The 26238-nt window shown below is 72.5% G+C and carries 31 protein-coding genes and 1 riboswitch; of the genes, 18 read left to right on the plus strand and 13 right to left on the minus strand.

Annotation, left to right across the window (positions count from 1 at the left end; genetic code table 11):
* Positions 1 to 68: 68 nt before the first annotated feature.
* Complete coding sequence (locus AB0I49_RS20530) at positions 69 to 500, plus strand: ATP-binding protein (protein WP_363228435.1); 432 nt, start codon at positions 69 to 71, stop codon at positions 498 to 500.
* A gap of 293 nt (positions 501 to 793) precedes the next feature.
* Here the strand turns inward: AB0I49_RS20530 and AB0I49_RS20535 are convergent, their stop codons facing one another.
* The 3 genes from AB0I49_RS20535 to AB0I49_RS20545 all read right to left on the minus strand — a co-directional run bounded on the left by AB0I49_RS20535 (position 794) and on the right by AB0I49_RS20545 (position 2721).
* Complete coding sequence (locus AB0I49_RS20535) at positions 794 to 1264, minus strand: C40 family peptidase (RefSeq protein ID WP_363228436.1); 471 nt, start codon at positions 1262 to 1264, stop codon at positions 794 to 796.
* Between the two features lie 3 nt (positions 1265 to 1267).
* Positions 1268 to 1477: riboswitch (cyclic di-AMP (ydaO/yuaA leader) on the minus strand.
* A gap of 278 nt (positions 1478 to 1755) precedes the next feature.
* Positions 1756 to 2064, minus strand: a complete 309-nt coding sequence (locus AB0I49_RS20540; RefSeq protein ID WP_363228437.1) for a hypothetical protein — start codon at positions 2062 to 2064, stop codon at positions 1756 to 1758.
* Positions 2065 to 2070: 6 nt separating this feature from the next.
* Positions 2071 to 2721, minus strand: coding sequence for an ATP-dependent Clp protease proteolytic subunit (locus AB0I49_RS20545; RefSeq protein WP_363228438.1), 651 nt, complete (start codon positions 2719 to 2721; stop codon positions 2071 to 2073).
* 91 nt (positions 2722 to 2812) lie between these two features.
* Here AB0I49_RS20545 and AB0I49_RS20550 point away from each other — a divergent pair, with 91 nt between their 5' ends.
* Entirely contained in the window at positions 2813 to 3115 is a 303-nt protein-coding gene (locus AB0I49_RS20550; RefSeq protein ID WP_363228439.1) for a type II toxin-antitoxin system Phd/YefM family antitoxin, read from the plus strand.
* Between the two features lie 18 nt (positions 3116 to 3133).
* Here AB0I49_RS20550 and AB0I49_RS20555 read toward each other — a convergent pair whose 3' ends face one another.
* Positions 3134 to 4129, minus strand: coding sequence for a M28 family metallopeptidase (locus tag AB0I49_RS20555; protein ID WP_363228440.1), 996 nt, complete (start codon positions 4127 to 4129; stop codon positions 3134 to 3136).
* Positions 4130 to 4530: 401 nt separating this feature from the next.
* Here AB0I49_RS20555 and AB0I49_RS20560 point away from each other — a divergent pair, with 401 nt between their 5' ends.
* From AB0I49_RS20560 to AB0I49_RS20610, 11 genes are all read left to right on the plus strand, one after another.
* Positions 4531 to 5157, plus strand: coding sequence for a hypothetical protein (locus AB0I49_RS20560; RefSeq protein ID WP_363228441.1), 627 nt, complete (start codon positions 4531 to 4533; stop codon positions 5155 to 5157).
* Positions 5158 to 5191: 34 nt separating this feature from the next.
* Positions 5192 to 5575 carry a hypothetical protein gene (locus AB0I49_RS20565; RefSeq protein ID WP_363228442.1) on the plus strand — a complete coding sequence of 128 codons (384 nt, stop codon included), beginning with the start codon at positions 5192 to 5194 and terminating at the stop codon, positions 5573 to 5575.
* A 7-nt stretch (positions 5576 to 5582) separates the two neighbouring features.
* A complete protein-coding gene (locus AB0I49_RS20570) occupies positions 5583 to 5837 on the plus strand; it encodes a holin (protein WP_363228443.1) in 255 nt (84 codons plus the stop codon).
* Positions 5838 to 6299: 462 nt separating this feature from the next.
* A complete protein-coding gene (locus AB0I49_RS20575) occupies positions 6300 to 6623 on the plus strand; it encodes an urease subunit gamma (protein ID WP_363228444.1) in 324 nt (107 codons plus the stop codon).
* A complete protein-coding gene (locus tag AB0I49_RS20580; RefSeq protein WP_030874253.1) occupies positions 6620 to 6931 on the plus strand; it encodes an urease subunit beta in 312 nt (103 codons plus the stop codon). Before AB0I49_RS20575 ends, AB0I49_RS20580 begins: the two co-directional genes overlap by 4 nt.
* Complete coding sequence (locus AB0I49_RS20585; protein WP_363228445.1) at positions 6924 to 8645, plus strand: urease subunit alpha; 1722 nt, start codon at positions 6924 to 6926, stop codon at positions 8643 to 8645. Before AB0I49_RS20580 ends, AB0I49_RS20585 begins: the two co-directional genes overlap by 8 nt.
* Position 8646: 1 nt before the next feature.
* Positions 8647 to 9462: an urease accessory UreF family protein gene (locus AB0I49_RS20590; RefSeq protein WP_363228446.1), complete on the plus strand. Its 816-nt coding sequence runs from the start codon at positions 8647 to 8649 to the stop codon at positions 9460 to 9462.
* A gap of 59 nt (positions 9463 to 9521) precedes the next feature.
* Positions 9522 to 10220, plus strand: a complete 699-nt coding sequence (ureG, locus tag AB0I49_RS20595; protein ID WP_363228447.1) for an urease accessory protein UreG — start codon at positions 9522 to 9524, stop codon at positions 10218 to 10220.
* Positions 10217 to 11020: an urease accessory protein UreD gene (locus tag AB0I49_RS20600; protein ID WP_363228448.1), complete on the plus strand. Its 804-nt coding sequence runs from the start codon at positions 10217 to 10219 to the stop codon at positions 11018 to 11020. Before ureG ends, AB0I49_RS20600 begins: the two co-directional genes overlap by 4 nt.
* Before the next feature lie 113 nt (positions 11021 to 11133).
* Positions 11134 to 12732, plus strand: coding sequence for an alpha/beta hydrolase (locus AB0I49_RS20605; protein WP_363228449.1), 1599 nt, complete (start codon positions 11134 to 11136; stop codon positions 12730 to 12732).
* 146 nt (positions 12733 to 12878) lie between these two features.
* Complete coding sequence (locus tag AB0I49_RS20610; RefSeq protein WP_363228450.1) at positions 12879 to 13976, plus strand: NAD(P)/FAD-dependent oxidoreductase; 1098 nt, start codon at positions 12879 to 12881, stop codon at positions 13974 to 13976.
* 86 nt (positions 13977 to 14062) lie between these two features.
* Here AB0I49_RS20610 and AB0I49_RS20615 read toward each other — a convergent pair whose 3' ends face one another.
* Positions 14063 to 14641: an XRE family transcriptional regulator gene (locus AB0I49_RS20615; RefSeq protein WP_363228451.1), complete on the minus strand. Its 579-nt coding sequence runs from the start codon at positions 14639 to 14641 to the stop codon at positions 14063 to 14065.
* A gap of 123 nt (positions 14642 to 14764) precedes the next feature.
* Here AB0I49_RS20615 and AB0I49_RS20620 point away from each other — a divergent pair, with 123 nt between their 5' ends.
* Positions 14765 to 16258, plus strand: a complete 1494-nt coding sequence (locus AB0I49_RS20620) for an MFS transporter (RefSeq protein ID WP_363228452.1) — start codon at positions 14765 to 14767, stop codon at positions 16256 to 16258.
* A 68-nt stretch (positions 16259 to 16326) separates the two neighbouring features.
* Positions 16327 to 17409, plus strand: coding sequence for an alkene reductase (locus tag AB0I49_RS20625; protein ID WP_363228453.1), 1083 nt, complete (start codon positions 16327 to 16329; stop codon positions 17407 to 17409).
* Positions 17410 to 17465: 56 nt separating this feature from the next.
* On the opposite strand, the gene AB0I49_RS20630 is transcribed toward AB0I49_RS20625, so the two are convergent.
* Complete coding sequence (locus tag AB0I49_RS20630; RefSeq protein ID WP_363228454.1) at positions 17466 to 18212, minus strand: SDR family NAD(P)-dependent oxidoreductase; 747 nt, start codon at positions 18210 to 18212, stop codon at positions 17466 to 17468.
* 116 nt (positions 18213 to 18328) lie between these two features.
* On the minus strand, positions 18329 to 18838 hold the full coding sequence (locus AB0I49_RS20635; protein WP_363228455.1) for a hypothetical protein: 510 nt from the start codon (positions 18836 to 18838) through the stop codon (positions 18329 to 18331).
* A gap of 86 nt (positions 18839 to 18924) precedes the next feature.
* Between AB0I49_RS20635 and AB0I49_RS20640 the strand changes: the two genes are divergently transcribed.
* Both AB0I49_RS20640 and AB0I49_RS20645 read left to right on the plus strand, forming a co-directional pair.
* On the plus strand, positions 18925 to 19326 hold the full coding sequence (locus tag AB0I49_RS20640; protein WP_363228456.1) for a helix-turn-helix domain-containing protein: 402 nt from the start codon (positions 18925 to 18927) through the stop codon (positions 19324 to 19326).
* Positions 19327 to 19469: 143 nt separating this feature from the next.
* Positions 19470 to 20126: a DUF1707 domain-containing protein gene (locus AB0I49_RS20645; RefSeq protein ID WP_363228457.1), complete on the plus strand. Its 657-nt coding sequence runs from the start codon at positions 19470 to 19472 to the stop codon at positions 20124 to 20126.
* A gap of 65 nt (positions 20127 to 20191) precedes the next feature.
* Here the strand turns inward: AB0I49_RS20645 and AB0I49_RS20650 are convergent, their stop codons facing one another.
* The 6 genes from AB0I49_RS20650 to AB0I49_RS20675 form a co-directional block, all read right to left on the minus strand.
* Positions 20192 to 20896: a lysophospholipid acyltransferase family protein gene (locus AB0I49_RS20650; RefSeq protein ID WP_363228458.1), complete on the minus strand. Its 705-nt coding sequence runs from the start codon at positions 20894 to 20896 to the stop codon at positions 20192 to 20194.
* 110 nt (positions 20897 to 21006) lie between these two features.
* The gene (locus AB0I49_RS20655; protein ID WP_363228459.1) at positions 21007 to 21165 is read right to left on the minus strand and encodes a hypothetical protein; all 159 of its coding nucleotides are present in this window, start codon (positions 21163 to 21165) and stop codon (positions 21007 to 21009) included.
* Between the two features lie 94 nt (positions 21166 to 21259).
* The gene (locus AB0I49_RS20660; RefSeq protein ID WP_363228460.1) at positions 21260 to 22216 is read right to left on the minus strand and encodes a cytochrome c oxidase assembly protein; all 957 of its coding nucleotides are present in this window, start codon (positions 22214 to 22216) and stop codon (positions 21260 to 21262) included.
* A gap of 136 nt (positions 22217 to 22352) precedes the next feature.
* The gene (locus AB0I49_RS20665) at positions 22353 to 23378 is read right to left on the minus strand and encodes a 6-phosphofructokinase (protein ID WP_363228461.1); all 1026 of its coding nucleotides are present in this window, start codon (positions 23376 to 23378) and stop codon (positions 22353 to 22355) included.
* Positions 23379 to 23520: 142 nt separating this feature from the next.
* A complete protein-coding gene (locus AB0I49_RS20670; RefSeq protein WP_363228462.1) occupies positions 23521 to 24249 on the minus strand; it encodes a glutamine amidotransferase in 729 nt (242 codons plus the stop codon).
* Positions 24250 to 24273: 24 nt separating this feature from the next.
* Positions 24274 to 25512 carry a MurT ligase domain-containing protein gene (locus tag AB0I49_RS20675; protein ID WP_363228463.1) on the minus strand — a complete coding sequence of 413 codons (1239 nt, stop codon included), beginning with the start codon at positions 25510 to 25512 and terminating at the stop codon, positions 24274 to 24276.
* 164 nt (positions 25513 to 25676) lie between these two features.
* Between AB0I49_RS20675 and def the strand changes: the two genes are divergently transcribed.
* Entirely contained in the window at positions 25677 to 26228 is a 552-nt protein-coding gene (def, locus tag AB0I49_RS20680) for a peptide deformylase (RefSeq protein WP_363228464.1), read from the plus strand.
* The last annotated feature ends 10 nt before the right edge of the window (positions 26229 to 26238 follow it).

The following is a 26238-nucleotide window of genomic DNA, read 5'->3' on the forward strand; positions in this document are numbered from 1 at the left end:
CCGGGGCACTCACACTTCACCGCGCAACGCCCCGGAAACCGGCCGGGTGGGAAAGGAACAACGCCGCCATGGCAGACCTGCAGGAAGCATCCGTCTCTCTGCCGACCGTGCCCGCCTCGGTCTCCGCGGCCCGGAGCCACGTCACGAACGTGCTCGCCGAATGGGGCCTGCCGGAGCGGACCGAGGCGGGCGGCATCGTCCGGCTGATCGTCTCCGAGCTCGCCACCAACGTGGTCCAGCACACGTGGGGGCGGTCGCCCGTCTTCACCGTGGTCGTCCAGCTCGACCGGGGCGAACTGCTGCGCATCGGCGTCGCCGACAGCCATCCGGGCCGCCCCAGGCGGCTCCCCGCCGCCGTCCAGCAGGACAACGGCCGCGGCATGGTCATCGTCCGCACCCTCACCAAGGAACTCGGCGGCACCCTCACCATCACCCCCGCCCCCGACGGCGGCAAGACCGTATGGATCACCCTGCCCTGGACGAGCCCACGGGCTCTGTGACCTGGCCGGACGACCGCCCCGGGGCCCGCCGGCCGGGACCTGATGGCGGACCGCCGTCGCGAGGCGTCGGCCGGGGCCGTGCTGCCGGGGTGCGTCCACGCCCGGACGGCGTCGCGGTGGTGGTGCAGGGCGGGAAGACCCCCTTCGCCAGGTCGGTGAGCAACGAGGCGAGCGGGGTCATCCCACCCTCGGACCGGGAAACGGCATGTGACTCCTCAAGGGACGTACGGGCGCTGTCCTGGCGCGCTCGAACTACCCTCGGTCACTGACATCGCCGGGTGCCCGGCGGCCCGTCAGCCCACGCGCCCGTAACTGACGCTCCGCGACCAGATCTTCTCCAGGCGCACCACCGTCCCGCTCTTCGGAGCGTGCCAGATCCGGCCCCTGCCGGCGTAGATGCCCACGTGGTAGACGCCGCCGCGGGAGTGGAAGAAGACCAGGTCGCCGCCCTTGCGGGAGGAAGCCGAGACATGCCGGGCGCGGTTGTACTGCGCGGCGGCCGTGCGCGGCAGCCGCTTGCCGGCGCGCTTGAAGGAGTAGAGGGTCAGGCCCGAGCAGTCGAAGCGGTAGGGGCCGGACGCCCCGTAGCGGTAAGGGGAGCCCTTCTTCGACGCCGCTACGCGCAGCGCCTTGGTGGACGCCGTGGCGGCCTCGGCCTCGGGGGCGCCGCTCGGCAGGAGAGCGGCGGCGCCGAAGGCGGCCAGGGTGAGTACGGAGGCGGCGCCGGTCCTGGACAGCAGTCGGGGGCGTGTGTGCGCTGTCATGCGCGACCCTTCGTCAACCGCCTGTGAAGGATGACCTGTCGGGTTCGGGCTGGCGAAGTTGCCCGGCCGCGTCCGCGGCTTCACCCCGAGGGGACCGCCTGTCGCACTTCGTCGATCAGGCGGCCCCCGCCGTGCTCGGGTCCTCCACTCCTGCCGATGCACTCTTGTCGACCAGACGCCCGGCACGGCGGCAGGACTCGGCGTCCGCCCGGACCGCCCCGCGGAGGCGGGGGCTTGTCGTCTCAGGGATCTTGACGCATCCCTGGTACGAATTCCGAGCCGAAATCGCCTTATGTGAGGCTGGTCACGACTGACCTGTTCGGGTGGACGCGCGGAGATTTCGTTCCGCGTCCCGAACCGTACGCAGCCCCGCACCAGCGGTGCGGTATCGCCGCCCGACCAGTACCCGCGCGCATCGCGCAAGTTGATCACTGCGAATCGTCCAGGCCCGTATACGCCTATCGGGGGATGGGCATTGAGCTACCTGCGGGTCAACTCACCGGACCCGATGGCATCGTCACCCGGCCCGTCCGCCGCTCCCCGTCCAGTACCCGCATGGCACGTTCCAGCGTGGGCGCGTGCAGCTCGCTCTCGCCGCGCTCGTGCATCACGGCCAGCGCGTCGCGCAGCCCCGCGGCCTTGGCGGCCAGCGCCTGAGCCGCCCGCAGCGCGGCGTAAGTGTCGTGGCCGCGCGCCGGGTTGACGCGGCCCAGCAGGTCGACCGCCTCCAGATAGCGGTCGACGAGCTCGCTCTCCGCGCGCGTGAGCGGCGGCAGCGGCGGCAGTTCGGGCGGCAGCACCGGAGCTCACCGGGCGCCGGGCGAGCCGGCGCCCGGCGCGGCGCCGTTGGCCTTGCGGCTGCTGACCAGGTGGTCCACCAGCCCGTACGCCACGGCGCCCGCGGCGTCGAAGACCTTGTCGCGCTCGATGTCCGAGCTGACGCGCCCGGCGCTCTGCCCGGTGTGCCGTACGAGCATCTCCTCCAGCTGCTCGCGCGTGCGCAGCAGTTCCCTGGCGTGGATCTGGAGGTCCGAGGTCTGCCCCTGGATCGGCTCGCTGAAGAACGGCTGGTGGATCAGGACGCGCGCGTTCGGCAGCGCGAACCGCTTGCCGGGGGTGCCCGCGGCCAGCAGTACGGCGGCGCTGGACGCCGCCTGGCCCAGGCAGCCCGTCTCGATGTCGCACGACACGTAGCGCATCGTGTCGTAGATGGAGGTCATGGCGGAGAACGAGCCGCCGGGGGAGTTGATGTAGAGCGAGATGTCCTGGTCGGGCGCGGCGTGTTCGAGGTGCATGAACTGCGCGATCACATCGTTGGCCGAGGTGTCGTCGATCGGGGCGCCGAGGAAGACGATCCGCTCGGACAGCAGCTTGGAGTAGGGGTCCATGGTCCGCTGGCCGGAGCTCGTGCGCTCGGTGAATTCGGGCAGGACATGGCGGGCGGTGGGTCGGCTCATCGGTGCACCTCTCATCAGCGCTCTCCGCGCACTGCGGGTCGTACGACACCTGTAAAAAATGTACAGGACGTACATCTCTATGATGGGGAGCATGGCCCACGAGATTCCGGTGACGCAAGCCCGAGCGGAACTGGCGGAACTGATCAACCGAGTCGTCTACGGCGGCGAACGCGTCGTCGTGACGCGCCACGGCAAACCCCTGGTCGCCCTGGTTTCCGCCGCTGACCTGCAACGACTTGAGCAGGAGGAGAGCGCGGCGGAGGAGCAGGTGGTCAGCACGGTGTCGGTGATGCGCCCCCTGGAGTCCGCTCCGGGCGAACGGCGGCGCTTCGGCATCGCGGCAGAGCACCGCGGCCCGGACACCGGTGACCGGCGTCCGGGCCGCGAGAGGTGACGGCGCGCTGGGGGAGCGTCAGGAACTGAGCTCCCATACGGCGTTGGCGATCGCGTCCGTGTTGGTGTCGAGCGCCTTGTCGTCGACGTTCTTCAGGGTGTCGCAGGAGCGGTGGTAGCAGGCGTCGAACTCCTCGCCGGCGCTACCGCCCCACTGCTCGGCCTGCTGCTGCGTCTTGGTCCGCTCGCCGCCCGAGTACAGCCCGCCGACCTTCACGCCCCGGTCCTTGAACGGGGCGTGGTCGGAGCGGCCGTCGCCCTCCGTCTCCGGCTCGGTCGCGATCTTCTTGGCCGCGAACCAGTCGGTGAAGACCTTCTCCAGCCGGGTGTCGTCGTCGTACACGAAGTAGCCGGGGTTGGGCGAGCCGATCATGTCGAAGTTGAGATAGCCGTCGATCTTCGACAGGCCGTCCGCGCCCAGGTCGTCGACGTAGTGCGAGGAGCCGACCATCCCGGCCTCCTCGTCGCCCCACCACGCGAACCGCAGGTGCTTGGCGGGCTTGAGGTCCGCCTTGGCGACCGCGAGCGCGACCTCCAGTATCCCGGCCGAGCCGGACCCGTTGTCATTGATGCCCGGCCCGGCGTCGACCGAGTCCAGGTGCGCTCCCGCCATGACGACCTCGCCGGAGTCGCCGCCGGGCCAGTCCGCGATGACGTTGTAGCCCTTGGCGCCGCCGCTGGTGAACTCCTGGAGCTTGGTGGTGAACCCGGCCGCGTCGAGCTTGGCCTTGATGAACTCCACCGACGCCTTGTACCCGGCGGTGCCGTGCGCCCGGGTGCCGCCGTTGGCGTCGGCTATCTTCTGCAGCTCGCCGAGGTCGGCCTTGACGGCGGCGCCGTCGATGTCGGGCGCGGCCTGGGGCGTACGCGTGGGGGCGGGGGCCGATGATGCCTGGGCCACGGCGGCCGGGCCCAGCAGGGCGGCGGCCAGTGCGGTGCAGGTGCCGGCGGCGAGAGCCGCGCGGCGCCGTGGTGTGGCTGTGGCTGCGGCGAACGTAGTGAACACAGTGAACACAGAGGGCTCCGTAACTGAAGTGGGGGGTGGTGCGGAGCATTTGATGCGGACATGAGGATTTAAGGTTCGCCGCGATCCGTCAAGGGCGATTAAAGAACAACGTGTTCCGCGGAGCGGACGCGAGGGCCGCGGGCGGGCGCGAGCGAGCGCGGGCGGATGAAGGCCGCCGCCGACGGCGGCCCCGCCCCCCCTCGATACGACCGCGATACAACCGCCACCTGACCAGCGGTCGGACGGTGGAGCGGCCCCCGAGGCGGGTATGACAGTGATGCGGGCATGACCAGCCGGCTCCGCACGGCCCCGGTCCCGTCCCCGCACCCATCCTCGCGCCCGCGCCGACCCCCGTCGGCGCCAGCCGCGTCTCAGCCATGCCCGCACCCGGCCACAGCGAAGGGGCCGTCATGTCGACAGGACCGCAGAAATATCCAGGGGCGTCCACCGCCCAGTGGTGGCAGTCCAGATGGGGCGGCGACCCCATGGAGGTCAACACCATCGTCTGGCACTCCACCGAGGGCACCGGCCTGCCGGACTACGCCGGCGGCTCGGCCGCGCCCAACTTCACCGCGCTCCCCGACTTCGACGCGCAGCGGCTGACCTGGTACCAGCACTTCGACTTCGACATATCGTCGCGGGCGCTCGTCAACAAACCGGGCGGCGTCGAGACCAACACCCTCAACGTCTGTCAGGTCGAGATCGTCGGCACGTGCGACCCGGCCGCCCACGGCAAGTGGACCGCGCGCCACCTCTACACCCCCGAGCTGCCCGACTGGGCCCTGCGCGACCTCGCCGCCTTCGCGAAGTGGGCCCACGACGAGCACGGGGTGCCGCTGACGGGCGACGTGGTGTTCAAGGCGTACCCCGCCTCGTACGGCGCCAACGGCGTGCGGATGGGGGCCGCGAAGTGGAACGCCTTCCGCGGGCACTGCGGCCACCAGCACGTACCGGAGAACGACCACGGCGACCCCGGCCTGCTCCCGATGGCCGCGATCCTCGCGCGCGCCGCGGAAACGGCCCCCGCCGCCCCGTAGGAAGCGGCCACCACCACACCGTAGGAGGAGAGACGTGCCGTACACCCTGGGCGAGATCAGCAACCAGGGCCAGGAGCTGGTACCCAACGCCTGGAAGACCCTGAGCATCAGCCGCACCGACCTCATAGCCGGCGCCGGTTCGTACACGGTCACCGTGTACCTGACCCTCGAAGCGCCCGCCGGGGCCACCGTCCAAGGCCGCTTCTACCACCGGCGCAAGGACGGCTCCCGCTGGGACGGGCCGATCGTCGAGCGGCTCACCACACCCGGCCTGTCCTTCGTCGACTTCGCCCACGCCGGCTCCATCGGCAAGGGCGAGACGGTCCGCTTCGAAGTCAGCTTCGGCCCGGACGCCGCCGACGACACCAGCCACGCCCTGCTGCACACCGCCCGCGCCCGCGGGCTCTACTGGAAGTGAGTTCCCCGTGAACCGACTGCCCCGACTCCTCCTCGACATCGCCGAGCGCACCGTCGCCGCCTATGTGACGACGCTCCTCGGCCTGCTCCTCGCCGACGGCTTCGACCTCACCAGCCTCTCCGCCGTGAAGGCCGCCGCGGTCGCGGCGCTGCCGGCCGCCCTGTCCGTCCTCAAGGGCGCGATCGGCGGACTGGCGGGCGACAAGACGAGCGCCGCGTGGCTGCCGCGGCGCGGCGGTACGGCGCCACGGAAAGGGGCGTGACCCAGCGGGATCCGGGGTCCGTGTCACGTAGGGCCGACTGTGCGGGGATCCGCGCGCCCCGCCCCCGCCGGCCCGGGGGCGGGGCGCTCCGCTGTCGGTGCGGTTCTGGTCGGGCGGGCGGTGGTCGGCGTCCGACGCTTGCTCCGGATGGCGGCGGGGCCCTCGGGGAGCCGCGCTCGCGCCCGGATGCGCGCGTCCATGACATCGATGTCATCGCGCTCCTCCAGCTTTGGCTATGGATGCGCAAAGCGTCAGTTAACGCGGTGGAAAAGCTTGAGTATTAACGTGCAATACAGGTCGCGAGACGGAGAACCGCAGGTCAAGTCCGGATTCTCGACCGATATGGTCCATCTGCGTCCAGTCGGAACGACGCGGTCCGCGCACCACTCGCCTACCGGCCGGAACGCTGGTTCCTCCTGCCCAATTGTGAGCGGAGGAAGGAACGACAGTGAGGTGGGACGCGTGCAACTTTCCCCGCACGAACAAGAACGACTGCTCATCCATGTGGCGGCCGACGTCGCCGAGCGGCGCAGGAACCGCGGGCTGCGGCTCAACTACCCCGAAGCGGTCGCACTCATCACCGCGCACATCCTCGAAGGCGCCCGCGACGGCCACAGCGTCGCCGAGCTGATGGCCTCCGGGCGCAAGGTGCTCTCCCGCGACGAGGTCATGGACGGCATCCCCGAGATGATCCACGACGTGCAGGTCGAGGCCACCTTCCCGGACGGCACCAAGCTCGTCACCGTGCACGAGCCCATCGCCTGGCAGGGGGAGCGCACCGCATGATCCCCGGAGAGATCCTCTTCGCCGACGAGCCCGTACGTTTCAACGAGGGCCTCCCGCACATCAGCCTCACCGTGCTGAACGCCGCCGACCGGCCCGTACAGGTCGGCTCCCACTACCACTTCGCCGAGGCCAACCCCGGCCTCGACTTCGACCGCGCGGCCGCGTACGGCAAGCGGCTCGACATCGCCGCCGGCACCGCCGTCCGCTTCGAACCGGGCATCCCCGTCGAGGTCGACCTCGTGCCCATCACCGGCAAGCGGATCGTCGAGGGCCTGCGCGGCGAGACCGGAGGACCCCTCGATGTCTGAGCTCACCCGCCCCGCCTACGCCGACCTCTTCGGCCCGACCGCGGGCGACCGCATCCGGCTCGCCGACACCTCCCTCGTCGTGGAGATCGAGGAGGACCGCTCCGGCGGCCCCGGACACTCCGGCGACGAAGCGGTCTTCGGCGGCGGCAAGGTGATCCGCGAGTCGATGGGGCAGTCCCGCGCCACCCGCGCGGAGGGCGCCCCCGACACCGTGATCACCGGCGCCGTCATCCTCGACCACTGGGGCATCGTCAAGGCCGACATCGGCCTGCGCGACGGCCGGATCACCGGCATCGGCAAGGCCGGCAACCCCGACACCATGGACGGCGTCCACCCCGACCTCGTCATCGGCCCCGAGACCGAGATCATCGCCGGCAACGGGAAGATCCTCACCGCCGGCGCCATCGACACCCACGTCCACTTCATCTGCCCGGACGCCGTGCACGAGGCTCTCGCCTCCGGCATCACCACGCTGGTCGGCGGCGGCACCGGCCCCGCCGAGGGCAGCAAGGCCACCACCATCACCCCCGGCTCCTGGCACCTGGCCCGGATGTTCGAGGGGCTGGAGGCGTACCCCATCAACATCGGGCTGCTCGGCAAGGGCAACACGATGTCGTACGACTCGATGCGCGACCAACTGCGCGCGGGCGCCGTGGGGTTCAAGGTCCACGAGGACTGGGGCGCGACCCCCGCCGTCATCGACGCCTGCCTCAACGTCTGCGAGGAGAGCGGCGCCCAGCTCGCCATCCACACGGACACCCTCAACGAGGCCGGGTTCGTCGGCGACACCCTCGCGGCCATCGGCGGGCGCTCCATCCACGCGTACCACACCGAGGGCGCGGGCGGCGGCCACGCACCGGACATCATCACCGTGGTCTCCGAGTCCAATGTGCTGCCCAGCTCCACCAACCCGACCCGGCCGCACACCGTCAACACCGTCGAGGAACACCTCGACATGCTGATGGTCTGTCACCACCTCAACCCGGCCGTCCCCGAGGACCTCGCCTTCGCCGAGTCCCGCATCCGGCCCAGCACCATCGCCGCCGAGGACTTCCTGCACGACCTCGGCGCGATCTCGATCCTCTCCTCCGACGCCCAGGCCATGGGCCGCATCGGCGAGGTCGTGCTGCGCACCTGGCAGACCGCGCACGTCATGAAGGAGCGCCGCGGCGCCCTGCCCGGCGACGGCCGCGCCGACAACCACCGCGCGCGCCGCTACGTCGCCAAGTACACGATCAACCCGGCCGCCGCCCAGGGTCTCGACCACGAGATCGGCTCCGTGGAGACCGGCAAGCTCGCCGACCTCGTGCTGTGGGACCCGGTGTTCTTCGGCATCCGTCCGCAGCTCGTCATCAAGGGCGGGCAGATCGCGTACGCGCAGCTCGGCGACGCCAACGCCTCCATCCCCACCCCGCAGCCGGTCCTGCCGCGCCCCATGTTCGGCGCGGTCGGCCGGGCGCCGGCGGACAACTCCATCAACTTCGTCACCCAGGCGGCGATGGACGACGGGCTCCCGGAGCGGCTCGGCCTCGGCAAGCGGTTCGTCCCGATCCGCTCCACGCGCGGCGTCTCCAAGGCCGATATGCGCAACAACGACGCCCGGCCGCGCGTCGTGGTCGACCCGGACACCTTCACGGTCACCATCGACGGCGACGCCGTGGAGCCGGCGCCGGCCGCCGAACTGCCCATGGCCCAGCGCTACTTCCTCTTCTGATATGGCCGCCGACGTTTCCACGGCCCCGACCGCCGTGCCGCTCACCGGCCGCCCGACCCGCCCCGCCCAGGGCGCGGCGGGCGCCGGGGGAGTACGGGTACGGCCTCGGGAGACCTCCGACAACCGCGCCGCCCGGCCGACGGGAACCCGCGCCGCCCTGCTCGTCCTCGCCGACGGCCGCTTCCCGGCCGGCGGGCACGCCCACTCCGGCGGGGCCGAACCGGCCGTCAAGACGGGCCGGATCCGGGACGCCGCGACGATGGAGGAGTTCTGCCGGGGCAGGCTGCACACCGCAGGTCTCACGGCGGCGGCGCTCGCCGCCGCGGCCGCGGCGGGCCTCGACCCGCTCGTCCTCGACGAGGCGGCCGACGCCCGCACCCCCGCGCCCGCGCTGCGGGCCGCCGCCCGCCGCCTCGGCCGGCAGATGATGCGCGCCGCGCGGGCCGCCTGGCCCTCGCCCGAGCTGGACGCCCTCGCGGCGGCCCGGCCGCGCGGCGCGCACCAGCCCATCGTGCTCGGCCTCGCGGCCCGCGCCGCCGGGCTCACCCCGCTCGACGCGGCGCACGCGAGCGCGTACGAGGCGGTGAGCGGCCCGGCGACCGCCACCGTGCGGCTGCTGAGCCTCGACCCCTTCGACGCCACCGCCGTGCTCGCGCACCTCGCCGCCGACCTCGACCAGGTCGCCGGGGCCGCGGCGGAGGCGGCCGCGCGGGCCGTACGGGAAGGGGCGGCGGCGCTCCCCGCGCCGTCCGCGCCGCTGCTCGACATCACCGCCGAACAGCACGCGACCTGGCCCGTACGGCTCTTCGCCTCGTGACCGCCTCATGACCATCGACCGCACCGACTGAACCACCCGCAGAGAACACCAGGAGCGACATGCACCTCGACCATGGCGACGACTTCCCCGAGCGCCACACCCACAGCGCCGACGCGTTCCGCCCCGACGGCACCCGGCGCGCGCTCCGCGTCGGCCTCGGCGGCCCGGTGGGCACCGGCAAGACCGCGACCGTCGCCGCGCTCTGCCGCGCGCTGCGCGACGAACTCTCCATCGCCGTCGTCACCAACGACATCTACACCCGCGAGGACGCCGAGTTCCTGCTCCGCGAGGCCGTGCTGCCGCCCGAGCGGATCAGCGCGGTGGAGACCGGCGCCTGCCCGCACACCGCCATCCGCGACGACATCTCCGCCAACCTCGAAGCCGTCGAGGACCTGGAGGACCAGGTCGGACCGCTCGACCTGGTCATGGTGGAGTCCGGCGGCGACAACCTCACCGCCACCTTCTCCCGCGGCCTCGTCGACTTCCAGATCTTCGTCATCGACGTCGCGGGCGGCGACGACATCCCGCGCAAGGGCGGCCCCGGCGTCACCACCGCCGACCTCCTCGTCGTCAACAAGACCGACCTCGCCCCGTACGTCGGCGTGGACCTGGAGGGCATGGCCCGCGACGCCAAGGCGCAGCGCGGCGAACTCCCCGTCGTCTTCACCGCCATCAAGGGCGAGGGCGGCGTCAAGCCGGTCTCCGACTGGGTGCGCGAGCGTCTCGCGGCCTGGACCGCGAAGACGTCGGCGGCGTGAGCGCCACGACCGTACGGACCGCCCCGCGCCCGGCGGCCCTCGCCACCGGATTCGGGGTGCGGGCCGCGGCGCGGGTCGTCGCCGTGCCGGACGGGCGCGGCTCCACCGGCCTGCCCGTGCTGGAGGGCGAGGGCCCCTTCGCCCTCCGCCGGCTGCGGCCGGCCGGCCGCGAGGCCCGCGCCTGCCTGGTGGGGGCGATGAGCGCGCCGCTCGGCGGGGACGCGCTCACGCTCTCCGCCACCGTCGCCGACCGGGCGGCCCTGCGCTTCACCACCACCGCGGCCACCATCGCGCTGCCCGGCCGCACGGGCGCCCCCGCCGCGTACGACACCCGGCTCGACGTGGGGGAGGACGCCGTACTGCGCTGGCTCCCCGAGCCGCTGATCTCCGCGGGCGGCAGCGATCTGCGGATGACCACCCGCGTCGATCTCGCGCCGAGCGCCCGCCTGGTCTTCCGGGAGGAGCAGGTGCTGGGCCGGGCCGGCGAGGACACCGGGCGGCTCGTCACCCGGCTGACCGTGCGCCGCGCGGGCCGTCCGCTCTTCGACCAGGAACTGGCGTACGGGCCGGGGGCGCCCGGCTGGGACGGCGGCGCGGTACTCGGCGGCTACCGGGCGGTCGGTCAGCTGATCGTCGTGGACCCGGCCTTCGAGGAACGCCCCGTGGAACGGACGCTCCTGGGCGAAACGGCCGTACTGACCCCCTTGGCGGGACCCGCCGCTCTGGTCACAGCCGTCGCTCCGGACGCTCTGTGCCTGCGCCGTTACCTCGATGCGGCGGCGAATCTTATGGATTGGTAAAGAAACACCTGTGCGATCTGTCCATATGGGTGACAGAGACGAAAGTATTCCCTCGCAGCTCCGTGATCATCGCCGTCCCCGGAGGCGGCGCACCCAGCAGGGGGAGTTCCTTCGTGAGACGTACAGCAATACTCGGTGCGACCGGCACCGTGGTGACCGGCGCGCTGATAGCCGGGTTCATGGCCGCGCCGACGGCCGCCGCCGGCGAGCGCTCGCACAACGGCGCCCGTGAGGCGTACGGCGTGCGGGTGGCCGCGGCCGCGGCGGCGAAGTCGGGCGTCACGTGGCAGGACTGCCCCGCCTCCTGGGGCCTGGCGGCCCCCATCCAGTGCGGCTATGTGACGGTCCCCGTCGACTACGCCAAGCCCCACGGGCGCACCATCAAGATAGCCGTGGACCGCGCCCGCGCCACCGGCGACAAGAGCGAGCGCCAGGGCTCCCTCGTCTACAACCCCGGCGGCCCCGGCGGCTCCGGCATGCAGTTCCCCGCCCGGGTCACGAAGAAGAACCCGCTCTGGACGAAGACCTCCAAGGCGTACGACTTCATCGGCTTCGACCCGCGCGGCGTCGGCCACTCCGCCGCCATCTCCTGCGTCGACCCGCAGGAGTTCGTCAAGGCGCCCAAGGCCGACCCGGTCCCCGACAGCGAGGCCGACAAGCGCGCGCAGCGCAAGCTCGCCAAGGAGTACGCGGACGGCTGCAAGGAGCGCAGCGGCGCGATGCTCCCGTACATGACGACGCCGAACACCGCCCGCGACCTGGACGTGATCCGCGCCGCCCTCGGCGAGAAGAAGCTCAACTACCTGGGCGTCTCCTACGGCACGTACCTCGGGGCCGTCTACGGCACGCTCTTCCCGGACCACGTCCGGCGCATGATCGTGGACAGCGTCGTCAACCCGGCGCAGTCGAACATCTGGTACCAGGCCAACCTGGAACAGGACGTGGCCTTCGAGAGCCGCTTCGCCGACTGGAAGGACTGGGTCGCCAAGCACGACTCCGTCTACCACATCGGCGACACCGCGGCGAAGGTCCAGCGCCAGTGGGAGAAGCTGCGGGCCACCGCCAAGAAGAACCCGATCGGCGGGGTCGTCGGCCCGTCCGAGCTCATCGGCTACTTCCAGAAGGCCCCGTACTACGACTCGTACTGGATCCCCGTCGCCGAGGCGTGGAGCAAGTACCGCGCGGGCGACGAGAAGCCGCTCGTCGCGGCCGCCGGGCCCGACATGTCCGACACCGCCGGCAACATCGCGGCGGAGAACAGCAACGCCGTCTACACGGCCGTCGAGTGCGCCGACGCCAAGTGGCCGACGAGCTGGAACAAGTGGAACCGCGACAACACCCGGGTCGACAAGAAGGCTCCCTTCATGACCTGGGCCAACGCCTGGATGAACCTGCCCTGCGCCACCTGGGGCGGCCCGCAGCAGACCCCGGTGAACGTCACGTCCCACAAGGGCCTGCCGCCGGTGCTCATCGTGCAGAGCACCCGTGACGCCGCGACCCCGTTCGCGGGCGCCGTCGAGCTGCACAAGCGCTTCAAGGGCTCCCGCATGGTCATCGAGAAGGGCGCGGGCTCGCACGGCGTCACCGGGCTGCTGAACCCCTGCATCAACAGCAAGGTGGACGCCTACCTGGTCGACGGCAAGACCGACCACAGGGACGTGACGTGCACCCCGCACGCCACCCCCGAGCCGAAGGCCGCCGCGGCCAAGTAGCACCGCTTGACACCGTGCCCCCGCCCCTCTCCACGAGGGTGCGGGGGCACGGTGCGTTCGTGCGGCGCCGGCTCCCCGGCAGGATGGCTTTGCCGTACCGGCAAGATTGGTTGCCCGCGGGAGAAGAGCGGCGCACGGTGTGCCGCATGAGCGATGAACGAGTATCCGGTGAATTCGACGTGGTCGTCGTCGGCGGCGGCACGGCGGGCCTCTCGGGCGCGCTGACCCTGGCGCGCGCCCGGCGGTCCGTCCTGGTCGTGGACGCGGGCGAGCCCCGCAACGCCCCGGCCGCCGCGGCCCACGGCCTGCTGTCGCGCGACGGAGTGGCCCCGCTGGAGCTGCTGCGCGCCGGACGGGACGAAGTGGCGGGCTACGGAGGGGAGTTGCGGTCCGCGCGCGTCACGGCCGCCCGCCGTACGGAGAAGGGCTTCGCCGTCGTGACGGACGGCGGAAAGGTGTACGGCGCGCGGCGCCTGCTGGTGACGACGGGGCTGGTGGACGAGCTGCCGCCGGTTCCGGGGCTGCGCGAGCGGTGGGGGCGGGACGTCCTGCACTGCCCGTACTGCCATGGCTGGGAGGTCCGCGACACCCCGATCGGAGTGCTGGGGACGAGCGCCGCCTCGGTCCACCAGGCGCTGCTGTTCCACCAGTGGTCACGGAAGATCACGCTGTTCCTGCACACCGGCCCCGAACCCGGCGAGGAGCAGTGGGAGCGGCTGGCCGCCCTCGGCATCGAGGTCGTGGAGGGGGAGGTGGCCGGTCTGGACGTCACGGATGACGCGCTGACCGGTGTGCGGCTGGCCTCCGGGCCGCGCGTCCCCGTGCGGGCGCTGGCCGTGGCCCCGAGGCTGGCCGCGCGCGGCGAGTTCCTGTCGGGGCTGGGCATCGGAACGGCGGAGCACCCCACGGGCATGGGGACGTACGTACCGTCCGACGCGAGCGGCGCGACCGACGTCCCCGGCGTGTGGGCGGCGGGCAACGTCACCGATCCGATGGGGAGCGTCCCCATGGCCCAGGCCGGCGGTATGACGGCCGCCGCGGCGATCAACGCCGACCTGGTGAACGCCGACGCGGACGAGGCGGTGGCCCGCCGCCGCGCGGCCGCGGGCGACAGCGCCGTCGGCGTCGACTTCACTACGGTCTTCAGCGCCGCCGACGAGGCGGCGGTCTGCGAGCGGGTCCTGGGCGACCGGCGGCACGGCGTCGACTCGCTGCTGGCGTCGACCCCGTCCGACGAGTCCTGACGATCCCGCGGGTCTTGAGGGCCCCGTGAGGCGTGACGGCCTCGCGGGGCCTGTGACCGTGCGGCGGACCAGCCGAACCAGGCAGGTCAGGAGGGGGAGGCGGGGCGGGCGCGGAGGTGGGCGCGTTCGCCCTGCTTGCCGAAGATGACGAGCAGTTCGACGGGCCGGTCGTCGTCCGGCCCGAGCCAGTGCGGTACGTGCGTGTCGAACTCCGCCACCTCACCGGGCGTCAGGGACAGGGACCGCTCGCCCAGATGCAGCCGCAGCTTCCCGTCGAGCACATAGAGCCACTCGTACCCCTCGTGCGTCTTCAGCGAGGGTTCGCAGGTGCTGGGGTGGATGACGAGCTTGTGCGCGTGCAGCCCGCCCGGCCGGCGGCTCAGCGGCACATAGGTCATGCGGTCCTGCGTGACCGGCCGCAGATGCACCCGGGGGTCGCCCGTCTCGGGAGCGCCGACGAGCTCGTCCAGCGAGACGCCGTAGGCACGGGCCAGCGGCAGGAGCAGCTCCAGGTTGGGCTTGCGGCCCCCGCCTTCCAGGCGCGAGAGCGTGCTCTCGGAGATGCCGGTGGACCGCGCCACCGAGGCCAGCGTGATGTCGCGCCGCCTGCGCAGTTCCCGCAGCCGGGGGCCGATGGCCGTCAGCGCCTGATCGATTCCGTCCATGCCCCCACCTTGCCGAAACGGCATGAGGCTTTGCAACTCCGCCGGATCCGGCCGCACTCTCCGGGCGACGCGAGCGGCCCGCCGCTCGCCGGTCCCCCTCGACTACCGCTCAGGAGAGCCCCCATGACCAGCCCCGCCCGGACCGCCGGGACAGCGGCGGAACCGCACGCCCCGGATCCGTACAGATGGATGGCGCTGACCGTGGCGTCGGTCGCGACGCTGATGGTCGTCCTGGACGTGTCCATCGTGAACATCGCCCTCCCGCGGGCCCAGAGCGACCTGGGCATGAACGACACGAACCGCCAGTGGATGATCACCGCCTACGCCCTGGCCTTCGGCGGCCCGCTGCTGCTCGGCGGGCGCGTCGCCGACTTCGCGGGCCGCAGAAGGACCCTGCTCATCGGCCTCGTCGGATTCGCCGCGGCCTCCATGCTCGGCGGCATCGCGCCCAACCCCGGCACCCTGTTCGCCGCACGGGCCCTGCAAGGCGGCTTCGCCGCGCTCCTGGCGCCCGCGGCGCTCTCCATCGTCACGGTCGCCTTCACCGACGAGAGGGAACGCGCGAAGGCGTTCGGGATCTTCGGCGCTTTCCAGGGCGGGGGAGGCGCGGTCGGACTGCTGCTCGGCGGCGTCCTCACCGAGTACGCCGGCTGGCGCTGGTGCATGTACATCAACATCCCCATCGCCCTGGCCGCGGCGGTGGCCGCCCGGCGCTTCGTCCGCGAGAGCCGCGCCGCCGGCGACCGCCACTACGACATCCCCGGCGCCTTCCTCGTGACCGGCGGCCTCGTCGCCCTCGTCTACGGCTTCGCCCAGGCCGCCGACGGCGACGGCTGGACGGCCCCCGCGACCCTGCTGCTCCTGGCCGCGGCCGTGCTCCTCCTCGCCGCCTTCGTCCTCGTCGAACGCCGCACCGCGCACCCCCTGCTGCCCCTGCGGGTGGTCCTCGAACGCAACCGCGCCGGAGTGTTCCTGGGCAACCTCCTCCTCGGCGCCGGCATGTTCGGCATGAACCTCTTCATGACCTACTTCCTCCAGGTCAACCTCGGCTACCCGCCGCTGCTGGCGGGCTGCGCGTTCCTGCCGTTCAGCGTCGGCATCATCGCCACCACCACGCTGGCCGCGCCCCTCGTCACCCGCCTCGGCCCCAAGCCCCTGATGGCCGGCGGCACGGCGCTGGCCACGGCGGGCATGTTCTGGCTCACCCGCCTGGACACCGGCTCCGGCTACCTGGGCGAGGTCCTGCCGACGCAGATCCTGGTCAGCGTGGGCGTGGGACTGTTCTTCCTCGCCGGGCCCAACGCGGCCCTGTCCGCCGTCGACCCGCGCGACGCCGGTGTCGCCAGCGCCGCGCTCAGCACCAGCCAGCAGATCGGCGCGGCGCTGGGCCCGGCCCTCCTCAACACCCTCTACATCTCCGCCGTCAGCGGCTACCTCGCCGCCCGCCCGGCGGGTACGGGCGGGATCTCGCACGCCGTGCGGATGGAGGCGTTCCTCCACGGCTACCGCGTCGCGTTCATCGTCGCGGGCGCACTCCTGGCCGCCGCGTTCCTCGTCCTCACCGCCCTGGTGAAGACCTCCCGGACGCCCGCCGCCGACGCGCCGCCCGCCGCCTGAATCCCGGCCACCACTCTTCGGCCGCGTTCGCCGACGCAGCCGCCACCCCACCAGAAGGAGCACCCCCCATGTCGGATCTCTTCGAGCCGGTGACCGTCGGCAAGTGGACGCTGGACAACCGCGTCGCCATGGCCCCCATGACCCGCAACCGCGCCACCCCCGACGGCCTGCCCACCGACCTCATGGCCGCGTACTACGGGCAGCGCGCCGCCGCCGGGCTGATCATCACCGAGGGCGTGCAGCCCAGCGCGGCGGGCCAGGGCTATATGAACTCGCCCGGCCTGCACACCCCCGCACAGATCGAGGGCTGGCGTGCCGTCGCCGACGCCGTGCACCGCGGCGGGGGCCGCATCGTCGCGCAGCTCATGCACGCGGGGCGCATCTCGCACCCCGACAACAAGCACCAGGCCGAGACCGTCGCCCCCAGCGCGATCGCCGCACCGGGCGAGATGTTCACCGCCGCGGGCCGCCGGCCCCACCCCACCCCGCGCGCACTGCGCACCGAGGAGATCCCCTCCGTCGTCGAGGAGTACGCCCGGGCCGCGCGCGCCGCGATCGACGCCGGCCTCGACGGCGTCGAACTGCACGGGGCCAACGGCTACCTCCTCCACCAGTTCCTCGCCCCCTCCACCAACCACCGCACCGACGCCTACGGAGGCACCCCGCGGGCCCGCGCCCGGTTCGTCATCGAGGTCGCCCAGGGCGTGGCCGACGCCATCGGCGCCGAACGGGTCGGCATCCGCGTCTCTCCCGCCATCAACCTCCACGGGGCGCTGGAGGACGACGCGGAGGACACCGCCGTCACGTACCGCACCCTCGTCGACGCGCTCTCGACCATGGGCCTGGCCTACCTGCACACCATCGGCGCCCCCGGAACCCCGCTGCTGAAGGACCTCGCCGACCGCTTCGCGGGCTCCCGCATCGTCAGCAACGGCTGGGACCCCGTCACCGACCTGACCGCCGCGCGCGACCTCGTCGAGAGCGGCCGGGCCGACCTCGTCGCCGTCGGGCGGGCCTTCATCGCCAACCCCGACCTCATCCGCCGCTGGCGGACCGGGGCGCCGCTCAACGAGCCGGACGGCACCACCTTCTACGGCGGCGACCACCGCGGCTACACGGACTACCCGGCGCTGTCGGCGACCGCCGGCTGAGGCCCGTAACCCGCGCGTACGCCTCCGGGCCACGGCGTACGCGCGGGGGCGGCGGGTCAGCGCATGAGGGCGCCGCCGTTGATGTCGTACGTCGCGCCGGTGATGAAGGAGTCCTCGGCGGAGAGGAACACGGCGAGGCGGGCGACGTCCTCCGGGGTGGCGATGCGGCCGAGCGGCACCTGCGCGGTCATCTCGGCGAGGGTCTCCGGGGAGACGGAGCGGACCATGGGGGTGTCGATCATCGCAGGCGCGACGGCGTTGACGTTGATGCCGTGGGGGGCCAGTTCGGCGGCGAAGACGCGGGTCAGCGAGATCAGGCCCGCCTTGGTCGTGCCGTAGGCGGCGCCGGTGGGCCGGGGCGCCTGGCCCGCGATCGAGGACATGTTGACGATGCGCCCGAACCCCCGCTCCCGCATGTCGGCGGCGACCATGCGCGTGAGGAAGAACGCGGCCCGCAGATTGACCGCGAACACGTCGTCCCACTCCTCGGGCGTGATGTCCCAGAGCGACTTGACCAGCGGCCGGGCCGCGTTGTTGACGAGTACGTCCACCGGTCCCCACTCGCTCGCGGCGCGGTAGCCGGCGGCCAGGGCGTCGAGGTCGCGCAGATCGGTGCGGATCGCGAGGACGCGGTCGCCGCTGGGGTCCAGCTCGGCGGCCAGCGCGCGGTTGCGCTCGTCGTCGACGTCGAGCGCCGCGACCCGCGCGCCCTCGTCGTAGTACGCGCGCACCAGGGCGGCCCCGAGTCCTTGGGCGGAACCGGTGATCAGGACGGTGCGTCCGGCGAGGCCGGTGGAGAGCATGGGGCGGGACCTTTCGGGAGATGCGGATGCGGGAGATGCGGCTTCGAGATGCGGGAAGGACGCGGGGGAGTGGTGCCACGCGTCCGGTGAGGGGCGGTCTGCGGGCGCGGGACCCGTCAGCGGGTGCCGAAGAACAGCGGGCGGCCGACGCGCGCCTCGACGCGCAGGTAGCGCCAGAGCCGGCTCTCGCCGACCGGCGTCTCGCGGACGATGCCGCAGACCTCGGCGGCGGTGGCCACGTCCGGCACGTCGGCGAGGATGTAGGAGGTCCAGGGCCAGCCGGGCGTCGCGCCGACCATCAGCTGGTCGTCGTCGAGGGTGCCGAGCACCGTGATGCCGAAGCGTTCGGCGAGCCGGTCGAAGGCGGGCGTGATCGCGGCGGCCACCTCGGCGCGCTCGTCGTCTCCGGCGTTGAAGAACTCCTGGGTGACGGCGATGCAGAAGAGCGTCCGCAGCGGCGCGCCGCCGTCCTGCTCCGGCCCGCCGGCCGCGGGCGCTGAGGTGGGGGAGGCATGGGTGGCGTCGTGCACGGCGGTGTTCCGTCTCTGTGGGGAGCGCCCCGGGGAGCGCTGTGCGGGGGCGGCCGCGTGCCAGGCGGCCCGGCCGATGAGGGCGAGGGGCACCACGGGGCACAGCGTTGCACCGCCAGAACATTTACAGGATCATCGAAATGACAATCCGCACGCTAGCACTCAGTTTGAGAGATCTCTAAATGTCCCCCTCCGTGCGTACCCCGGCCGCCCCGCCCGCCGGCTCGTCGCCCACCGACTCGCCGCCGGCCGACGCCGACCAGCCCGACGCCGCCGATCTCTGCCTCGGCGGCTTGCTCACGGCGTTCAGCGAGCCTTTGCGGCAGCTGATCGTCCGACGGCTGGCCGCGGAGGGGGAGGTGGGCTGCGGCGACATCGAACTGCCCGTGACGCGGGCCACCGGCTCGTACCACTTCCGCATCCTGCGCCAGGCGGGCTGGACCCATACCCGGCGTATCGGGCGCGAGCGCTACATCTCCCTGCGGAGCGCGGACGTCGAGGAGCGCTTTCCCGGCCTGCTGCCGACGCTGCTGAAGGCGGCGGAGGCGGACGAGGTGCGCAGGAACGCCAAGGCCGCCGGGTGAGGCGGTGCGCCCCGGCCGCTTCGGGAGCGTCGCGAATGAGCCGACGGCCCGGCGGTCGTGGCGTGTTCACCGCCTTGCCGCCCCGCAGTGTCGCGATATAGCGTGAGTGGGCAGTTGGGTCCGTATCGCCGAGGAGACCGCCCATGCCCGATCACGCCGCCGCCCCGGAGCCCCTCCGCGAGCCCGACCGCCCCGCCGCCCCGGTCGAGGCGGCCCAGGCCCCTGCCGCCCAGGCTCCCGCCGTCCGCGCCTCCGACCAGGAGCGCGACGCCGCAGCGGCCCTCCTCTCCGACGCGCTCGCCCTCGGCCGCATCTCCGCCGACGAGCACTCCGACCGCCTGGAAGCCGTCTACCAGGCGCGCACCCGCGCCGAACTCGTCCCGCTCACCGCGGACCTGCCCGCCCCGGAACCCGGCCGCGCCCTCGCCGACCCCGCCGGCCCCGAGCCCGTCACCGCCCTCTTCAGCAAGATCCGGCGCGGCGGCCAACTGCCCGTACCCCCGCACTCCGTCGTGCACGCCCGCTTCGGCGCGGTCGTCCTCGACCTGCGGCACGCCGTCTTCACCCGCCGCGAGGTCGTCATCGAGGCCAACTCCTTCTGCGGCAAGATCGAGATCCTCCTCCCCGACGAGGCCCGCGTCTACGACACCGGCACCGCCCTCTTCGGCAAGCGCTCCCTCCCCGGCAAGACCCCCGAGGGAGGCCCGGACGGCCCAGTGGTACGCATCACCGGACGCTCCGTCTTCGGCCATGTGCGGCTCATGCGGAACTTCAAGTGGCCCTGGCGCGAATGGCGTTGACGGCGCTCCGTGACGGCCCTCCGTGACGGCGCGCCCGCTCTCCCGCGCCGTGCGCCGATCGGCCGTCAGCGCAACGGGCGCGCGGAGCGCCGGGCCTGGTCGGCCTTCTTCGCCTCGGTCGCGTACTGGTCCACGTACTCCTGCCCGGAGAGCCGCAGGATCGCGTACATGATCTCGTCGGTCACGGCCCGCAGCGCCACCCGCTCGTCGCTCAGCCCCGCGAACCGCGAGAAGTCCAGCGGTTCCCCGAACCGGATCGTCACCGGCCTGATCCGCGGCATCGACCGGCCCGGCGGCTGGATCTCGAAGGTGCCGACCATCGCGCACGGCACCACCGGCACCTGCCCCCGCAGGGCCATCGCCGCGACGCCCGTACGCCCCTTGTACAGCCGCCCGTCGTGCGACCGGGTGCCCTCCGGGTAGACGCCCAGCAGCCGGCCCTTGCGCAGCACCGCCAGGCCCGAGCGCAGTGCGCCCTGGGACGCCTTGCCGCCGGAGCGGTCCACCGGGATCTGCCCGGCCCCGCGGAAGAAGGCCGCCGTGAGCCGCCCCCGCACGCCCCGGCCCGTGAAGTACTCCGACTTCGCCAGGAAGGTGATTCTGCGCGGCAGGATCACCGGCATCAGGAAGTGGTCGGAGAACGACAGGTGATTTCCCGCGACGATCGCCGCGCCCTCGGCCGGAATATGGTCGATCCCCTCGATTCTCGGCCGGAACAACAGCCGGATCGGTGGCCCCAGAAACACATATTTGAGCAGCTGATAGAACACGGCGGCCGCCTTCCCCCTCGTCCCGGTGCCGACGCAGAGTAGTCCCGCGGCGGGCGGCGGGGGAGGGGCCGGGCGCCCGCCCGTACCGCGGGCCGGCTCCGGCGCCGGCCTCAGTTCCCCCGCGCCACCACCACCCCCACCGTCAGCAGCCCCAGCACCACCCAGGTGAACCACAGCCAGCCGTTGCTGCCCAGCGCCACGCTGTAGCCGGTCACCGCGACCAGGCCGCCCACCGTCATCCCCGCCATCATCCGTGCAGATCCGGGCATGTCCCGCACCTCCCTAAGGCGGCCCGGCCGCATAACGCGAGGACCGCGGTCAGGGGACCATCGTCACCCCGCCGCGGTCCTCACCGCCAGACGGCTACTGGCCGCCGCGCGCCTGAAGCGTCGCGAGATACGCGTTGTACGCCGCGAGCTCCTGGTCGCCGCTGCGCGCCTCCAGCCGGTCCGAGCGCCGCGCCTGCCGCTGCTCGGACTTGTACCACTGGAAGACCAGCGCGATCAGCACGACCACCGAGGGGATCTCGCTGAACGCCCACGCGATGCCGCCCGCCGCCATCTGGTCCGAGAGCGGATCGACGCCGAGCGAGGCCGCCGGATGCATATACGTGCTGATCATCGGCTCCGACGCCATCATCAGCGCGATGCCGAAGAACGCGTGGAACGGCATGCCCGCGAACAGCTCCAGCATCCGCATCACATATCCCGGCCGGTGCGGACCCGGATCGACGCCCATGATCGGCCAGAAGAACACCAGGCCCACCGCGAGGAAGTGCACCATCATCGCGATGTGCCCCGCCCTGCTCTCCATCAGGAAGTCGAAGATCGGCGTGAAATACAGCCCGTAAAGGCTCGCGATGAACAGCGGAATCGTGAACACCGGGTGCGTGATGACCCGCATATACCGGCTGTGCAGCAGCGACACCAGCAATTCGCGCGGCCCCTTCCGGCCGCGCGCCGCCGTCGGCAGCGCCCGCAGCGCCAGCGTCACCGGCGCCCCCAGCAGGATCAGAATGGGGGAGAGCATGCTGATGACCATGTGCTGCACCATGTGCACGCTGAACATGACCATGCCGTAGTCGTTGAGCTTGGTGCACATCACCAGCGCCACCGTCAGCACGCCGATGACGTACGAGACCGTGCGCCCCACCGGCCACGCGTCCCCGCGCCGCCGCAGCCGCACCACGGCCCAGCCGTAGAGCGCGAGCCCCAGCAAGCAGCCGATCACGAAGAAAGCGTCGCCGCTGAACTCCAGGCCCCGTCCCAGCGTGAACGGCGGCAGATCCATCATCATCATGCCGTGACCGCCGTGGTCCATCCGCTCTCTCCTACTTCGTACCAATGCGCCCGCACCAGAGTAGAACCGCCCCCGGCCGGAGTTCCGGCCGGGGGCGGCTTTCGGCGCCGATCGCGTTACGGGCGGGCGCCGTGGGAGAACGGCCGAAAAGATCGGCTCACAGCACGCACTCCGCCTCGCCGTACCGCTCGGCGGGCACCGTCTTGAGCGTCTCGACGGCCTCCGCCAGCGGCACCAGCGTGATGTCCGTGCCGCGCAGCGCCGTCATCATCCCGAACTCGCCCCGGTGCGCCGTCTCCACCGCGTGCCAGCCGAACCGGGTCGCGAGCACCCGGTCGTACGCGGTCGGCGTGCCGCCCCGCTGCACATGGCCCAGGATCACCGGGCGCGCCTCCTTCTCCAGGCGCTGCTCCAGCTCGGTCGCCAGCTGCCGGGCGACGCCCGCGAACCGCTCGTGCCCGTAGACGTCGGTGGAGCCGATGTCGAAGTCCATCGACCCCTCGCGCGGCTTCGCGCCCTCCGCGACCACCACGATCGCGAACTTCTTGCCCGCCTCGAAGCGCTTGCCGACCAGCGCGGTCAACTCGCCGATGTCGAACGGCCGCTCCGGCACCACGATGGCGTGCGCGCCCGCCGCCATGCCCGAATGCAGGGCGATCCAGCCGGTGTGCCGCCCCATCACCTCGACGATCAGCACCCGCTGATGCGACTCCGCCGTCGTCTTGAGCCGGTCCAGGGCCTCGGTCGCGACGCCGACCGCGGTGTCGAAGCCGAAGGTCACATCAGTCGACGCGATGTCGTTGTCGATGGTCTTGGGCACCCCGACGATCGGCAGCCCCGCGTCGGACAGCAGCCGCGCCGCCTTGAGCGTGCCCTCGCCGCCGATCGGGATGATCGCGTCCAGCCCCAGGTCGCGGACGTGGCCGCGGGCCCGCTCCACCCCGTCGCGCAGATGCGCGGGCTGCACGCGGGAGGAGCCGAGAATCGTGCCGCCACGGGCCAGAATGCCGCCCACCGCGTCGAGGTCCAGCTTGCGGTAGTCGCACTCCAGGAGCCCCTTCCACCCGTCGTGGAAGCCGATGACCTCATCACCGTGGTCGACGACCGCGCGGTGCACGACGGACCGGATGACGGCGTTCAGGCCGGGGCAGTCGCCGCCGGATGTGAGCACACCAATTCGCATGGCACGAAAACCTTTGCAACAGGGCCGGATGACCGGACCCCGTCGTCCGGCTGGATCATCCCCGCCACCCTACAAGCGCGGGTGGCGGGGCACCGATCCGTCCGTCATACGGGCCACTTGGCCGCGCGGGGCCGCGCCGCCGTCACGCGGGCTGCGACGCCGCCGCGATCCGCTCCGCGCGCAGCGCCTCGTACCACTGCTCGTCCACCGGCGGCAGCGCGTTCACATCGAGCGCCAGCTTCAGCAGCAGGTCCGCGATCAGCGGATTGCGGGCCAGCACCGGGCCGTGCATGTACGTGCCGAAGACGGTGTCGTTGAACGCGCCCTCGGTGCCGTCGCCCGTGCCGTTGCCGTTGCCGAACCGGACCCGCGCCAGCGGCCGGGCGGTGGGCCCCAGGTGCGTGACGCCCTGGTGGTTCTCGAAACCGGTCAGCGGCGGCAGCCCCAGCCGCTCGTCGATGTCGCCCAGCACGTCGCCGACGCACCGCTCGGCCTCGCCGCGCGTGCTGACCACGTCCAGCAGCCCCAGGCCCTGCTCGCGCTGGCCGAGGTCGTTGATGAACTCATGGCCCAGGATCTGGTACCCGGCGCACACCGAGAAGACGATCGCGCCGTTGGCCACCGCCCGGTTCAGTCCGCCGTCGCGGCGCAGCCGCTCGGCCGCCAGCCGCTGCGGCCGGTCCTCGCCGCCGCCGATCAGATAGATGTCCCCCGAGGTCGGGATCTGCTGGTCGGAGCGGACGTCCAGGCGCTGGACGTCCAGCCGGCGCTGGCGCGCACGCCGCTCCACCACCAGGGCGTTGCCCTGGTCCCCGTACGTGCTCAGCAGGTCGGGGTAGATCCACACCAGGCGCAGACTGCTCTGGCTCATGGGTTAAGGCTCCTTCTGCGGGTGTCAGTTGCCGACGCGGCGGCGTACGTCCTGGAACGCGGTGTAGTTCGCGATGACCTCGATCCGGCCGGGCGGCGACATCCGCACGGCCTCGTCCACGTCCTCGCACACCCGGAAGTCCAGCCCCGCGACCTCCAGGCGCACCGCCAGGTCCAGCTTGCGGTCGCCGATGACGAGGATCGGGTGGCCCGCGAGACGGGTGTAGTCCACGTCCCACAGCCAGGAGGTGTCCGTGCCGTCCGCGCCGCGCGCGTTGACGCCGAGGATCACCGGCGTGGGCGGCGGGTCGATCAGCGAGAACGTCTCCAGCCAGCCGGCCGGGTTCTTCGCCAGCAGCAGCCGCAGCTCCCGCTCCAGATACGTCACCACGTCATACCGCCCGGCGACCGCCTGGACCTGGTACATCCGCTCCAGCGCCACCTGCGGCGGCACGCCGAAGGCGGCGGCGACGGCCGCGGAGGTGGTGGCGTTCGCCTTGTTCGCCCGGCCCGGCAGCTGGAGGTGGATCGGCCACGCGCTGCCGTGCGGGTCCAGGACGTAGTCGCCGGAGAGCGCCCAGCTCGGGGTGGGCCGCCGGAAGCCGCACTCGGCGCAGAACCAGTCGTCGCCGGGGCGCTGCATCACGCCGCCGCACGACGGGCACGACCAGGCGTCGTCCTTCCACTCCTGGCCGGCCGCCACCCACACCACGTTCGGCGAGGAGGAGGCCGCCCACACGATGAGCGGGTCGTCCGCGTTCGCGATCACCACGGCCTTGGTGCCGGCCAGGCCCTCGCGCCACTTCTCGGCCAGCATGCGGGTCTCCGCGGCGCGGTCGAGCTGGTCGCGGGAGAGGTTCAGCAGCGCGATCGCCTTGGGCTCCACATCGCGCGCGACCCCCGCCAGGTACTTCTCGTCCACCTCGATCACGCCGTACCGCGCGTCGGACCCGCCGGCCAGCGCGGAGGTGATGCCCGCGGGCATGTTGGCGCCCAGCGCGTTCGAGACCACCACTCCGCTGGCCCGCAGCGCCTCGGCGATCAGCCGGGTCGTCGTCGTCTTGCCGTTGGTGGCCGACACCAGGACCACGTCCAAGTGCGTCGCCAGCCGGGCCAGCAGGTCGGGGTCGAGCCTGAGCGCTACCTTGCCGCCGATCACCGATCCGCTGCCGCGGCCCGCGGCCCGCGATACCGCCGCCGCGGCCTTGCCCGCCGTCACGGCCAGCTTGGCCCGCGGGGACAGCGGCTCCGTGTTCCCTGCCATCGTCCTAGATCCTCCTTGCATCCGGCGCCGCGCCGCCTCGTGGTCCGCCGGCGGGACGCCCCCTCCGCGCCGAATCGCCAGCCGGGAGGCATCGGTCAGGGATCAGCCTATCGAGATCCGGCCGCAGGCCCGAACCTGCCGCCGCGGACCGTACGCTTTGACGCATGCGAAACGGCACGATCCCCGGCAGCCGCGGACTCATACGGCCGATGCGGCTGCTCGGGGACCCGGTCCTCGGCGCGCCCTGCGCCGAGGTGGAGGAGTACGGTCCGGGCCTCGCGACGCTCATCGAGGACATGTACGCGACCATGTACGCGGCCCGCGGCGTCGGGCTCGCGGCCAATCAGATCGGCGTGCCGCTGCGGGTCTTCGTCTACGACTGCCCCGACGACGAGGACCGCCGCCACCTCGGCCACGTCGTCAACCCCCGGCTCGTCGAGGCCGACGGCGTGCGGGTGCGCGGGCCGGAAGGCTGCCTCTCGCTCCCCGGCGTCGAGGCCGGCACGCCCCGCTTCGACCGCGCCGTCGTCGAGGGCACGACCATGGACGGCGCGCCGGTCCGGGTGGAGGGCACGGGCTTCTTCGCCCGCTGCCTCCAGCACGAGAGCGACCACCTCGACGGGGGCCTGTTCACCGACCGGCTGACGGGGCTGCGGCGGCGCCGGGCGCTGCGGGCGGCCCGGCGGGCGCCGTGGTCGGCGCCCGCCGCGTCCTGACGGCGCGCCC

It is taken from the genome of Streptomyces sp. NPDC050617 (genome assembly GCF_040654795.1).
Taxonomy (GTDB): domain Bacteria; phylum Actinomycetota; class Actinomycetes; order Streptomycetales; family Streptomycetaceae; genus Streptomyces.

Excerpts from the sequence above, each read along its gene's own strand:
- AB0I49_RS20530 (WP_363228435.1), top strand. The coding sequence starts at position 69 with ATGGCAGACCTGCAGGAAGCATCCGTCTCTCTGCCGACCGTGCCCGCC.
- AB0I49_RS20535 (WP_363228436.1), bottom strand. The coding sequence starts at position 1,264 with ATGACAGCGCACACACGCCCCCGACTGCTGTCCAGGACCGGCGCCGCC.
- AB0I49_RS20545 (WP_363228438.1), bottom strand. The coding sequence starts at position 2,721 with ATGAGCCGACCCACCGCCCGCCATGTCCTGCCCGAATTCACCGAGCGC.
- AB0I49_RS20550 (WP_363228439.1), top strand. The coding sequence starts at position 2,813 with ATGGCCCACGAGATTCCGGTGACGCAAGCCCGAGCGGAACTGGCGGAA.
- AB0I49_RS20560 (WP_363228441.1), top strand. The coding sequence starts at position 4,531 with ATGTCGACAGGACCGCAGAAATATCCAGGGGCGTCCACCGCCCAGTGG.
- AB0I49_RS20580 (WP_030874253.1), top strand. The coding sequence starts at position 6,620 with ATGATCCCCGGAGAGATCCTCTTCGCCGACGAGCCCGTACGTTTCAAC.
- AB0I49_RS20585 (WP_363228445.1), top strand. The coding sequence starts at position 6,924 with ATGTCTGAGCTCACCCGCCCCGCCTACGCCGACCTCTTCGGCCCGACC.
- AB0I49_RS20590 (WP_363228446.1), top strand. The coding sequence starts at position 8,647 with ATGGCCGCCGACGTTTCCACGGCCCCGACCGCCGTGCCGCTCACCGGC.
- ureG (WP_363228447.1), top strand. The coding sequence starts at position 9,522 with ATGCACCTCGACCATGGCGACGACTTCCCCGAGCGCCACACCCACAGC.
- AB0I49_RS20610 (WP_363228450.1), top strand. The coding sequence starts at position 12,879 with ATGAGCGATGAACGAGTATCCGGTGAATTCGACGTGGTCGTCGTCGGC.
- AB0I49_RS20615 (WP_363228451.1), bottom strand. The coding sequence starts at position 14,641 with ATGGACGGAATCGATCAGGCGCTGACGGCCATCGGCCCCCGGCTGCGG.
- AB0I49_RS20620 (WP_363228452.1), top strand. The coding sequence starts at position 14,765 with ATGACCAGCCCCGCCCGGACCGCCGGGACAGCGGCGGAACCGCACGCC.
- AB0I49_RS20625 (WP_363228453.1), top strand. The coding sequence starts at position 16,327 with ATGTCGGATCTCTTCGAGCCGGTGACCGTCGGCAAGTGGACGCTGGAC.
- AB0I49_RS20630 (WP_363228454.1), bottom strand. The coding sequence starts at position 18,212 with ATGCTCTCCACCGGCCTCGCCGGACGCACCGTCCTGATCACCGGTTCC.
- AB0I49_RS20640 (WP_363228456.1), top strand. The coding sequence starts at position 18,925 with ATGTCCCCCTCCGTGCGTACCCCGGCCGCCCCGCCCGCCGGCTCGTCG.
- AB0I49_RS20645 (WP_363228457.1), top strand. The coding sequence starts at position 19,470 with ATGCCCGATCACGCCGCCGCCCCGGAGCCCCTCCGCGAGCCCGACCGC.
- AB0I49_RS20655 (WP_363228459.1), bottom strand. The coding sequence starts at position 21,165 with ATGCCCGGATCTGCACGGATGATGGCGGGGATGACGGTGGGCGGCCTG.
- AB0I49_RS20660 (WP_363228460.1), bottom strand. The coding sequence starts at position 22,216 with ATGGACCACGGCGGTCACGGCATGATGATGATGGATCTGCCGCCGTTC.
- AB0I49_RS20665 (WP_363228461.1), bottom strand. The coding sequence starts at position 23,378 with ATGCGAATTGGTGTGCTCACATCCGGCGGCGACTGCCCCGGCCTGAAC.
- AB0I49_RS20670 (WP_363228462.1), bottom strand. The coding sequence starts at position 24,249 with ATGAGCCAGAGCAGTCTGCGCCTGGTGTGGATCTACCCCGACCTGCTG.
- AB0I49_RS20675 (WP_363228463.1), bottom strand. The coding sequence starts at position 25,512 with ATGGCAGGGAACACGGAGCCGCTGTCCCCGCGGGCCAAGCTGGCCGTG.
- def (WP_363228464.1), top strand. The coding sequence starts at position 25,677 with ATGCGAAACGGCACGATCCCCGGCAGCCGCGGACTCATACGGCCGATG.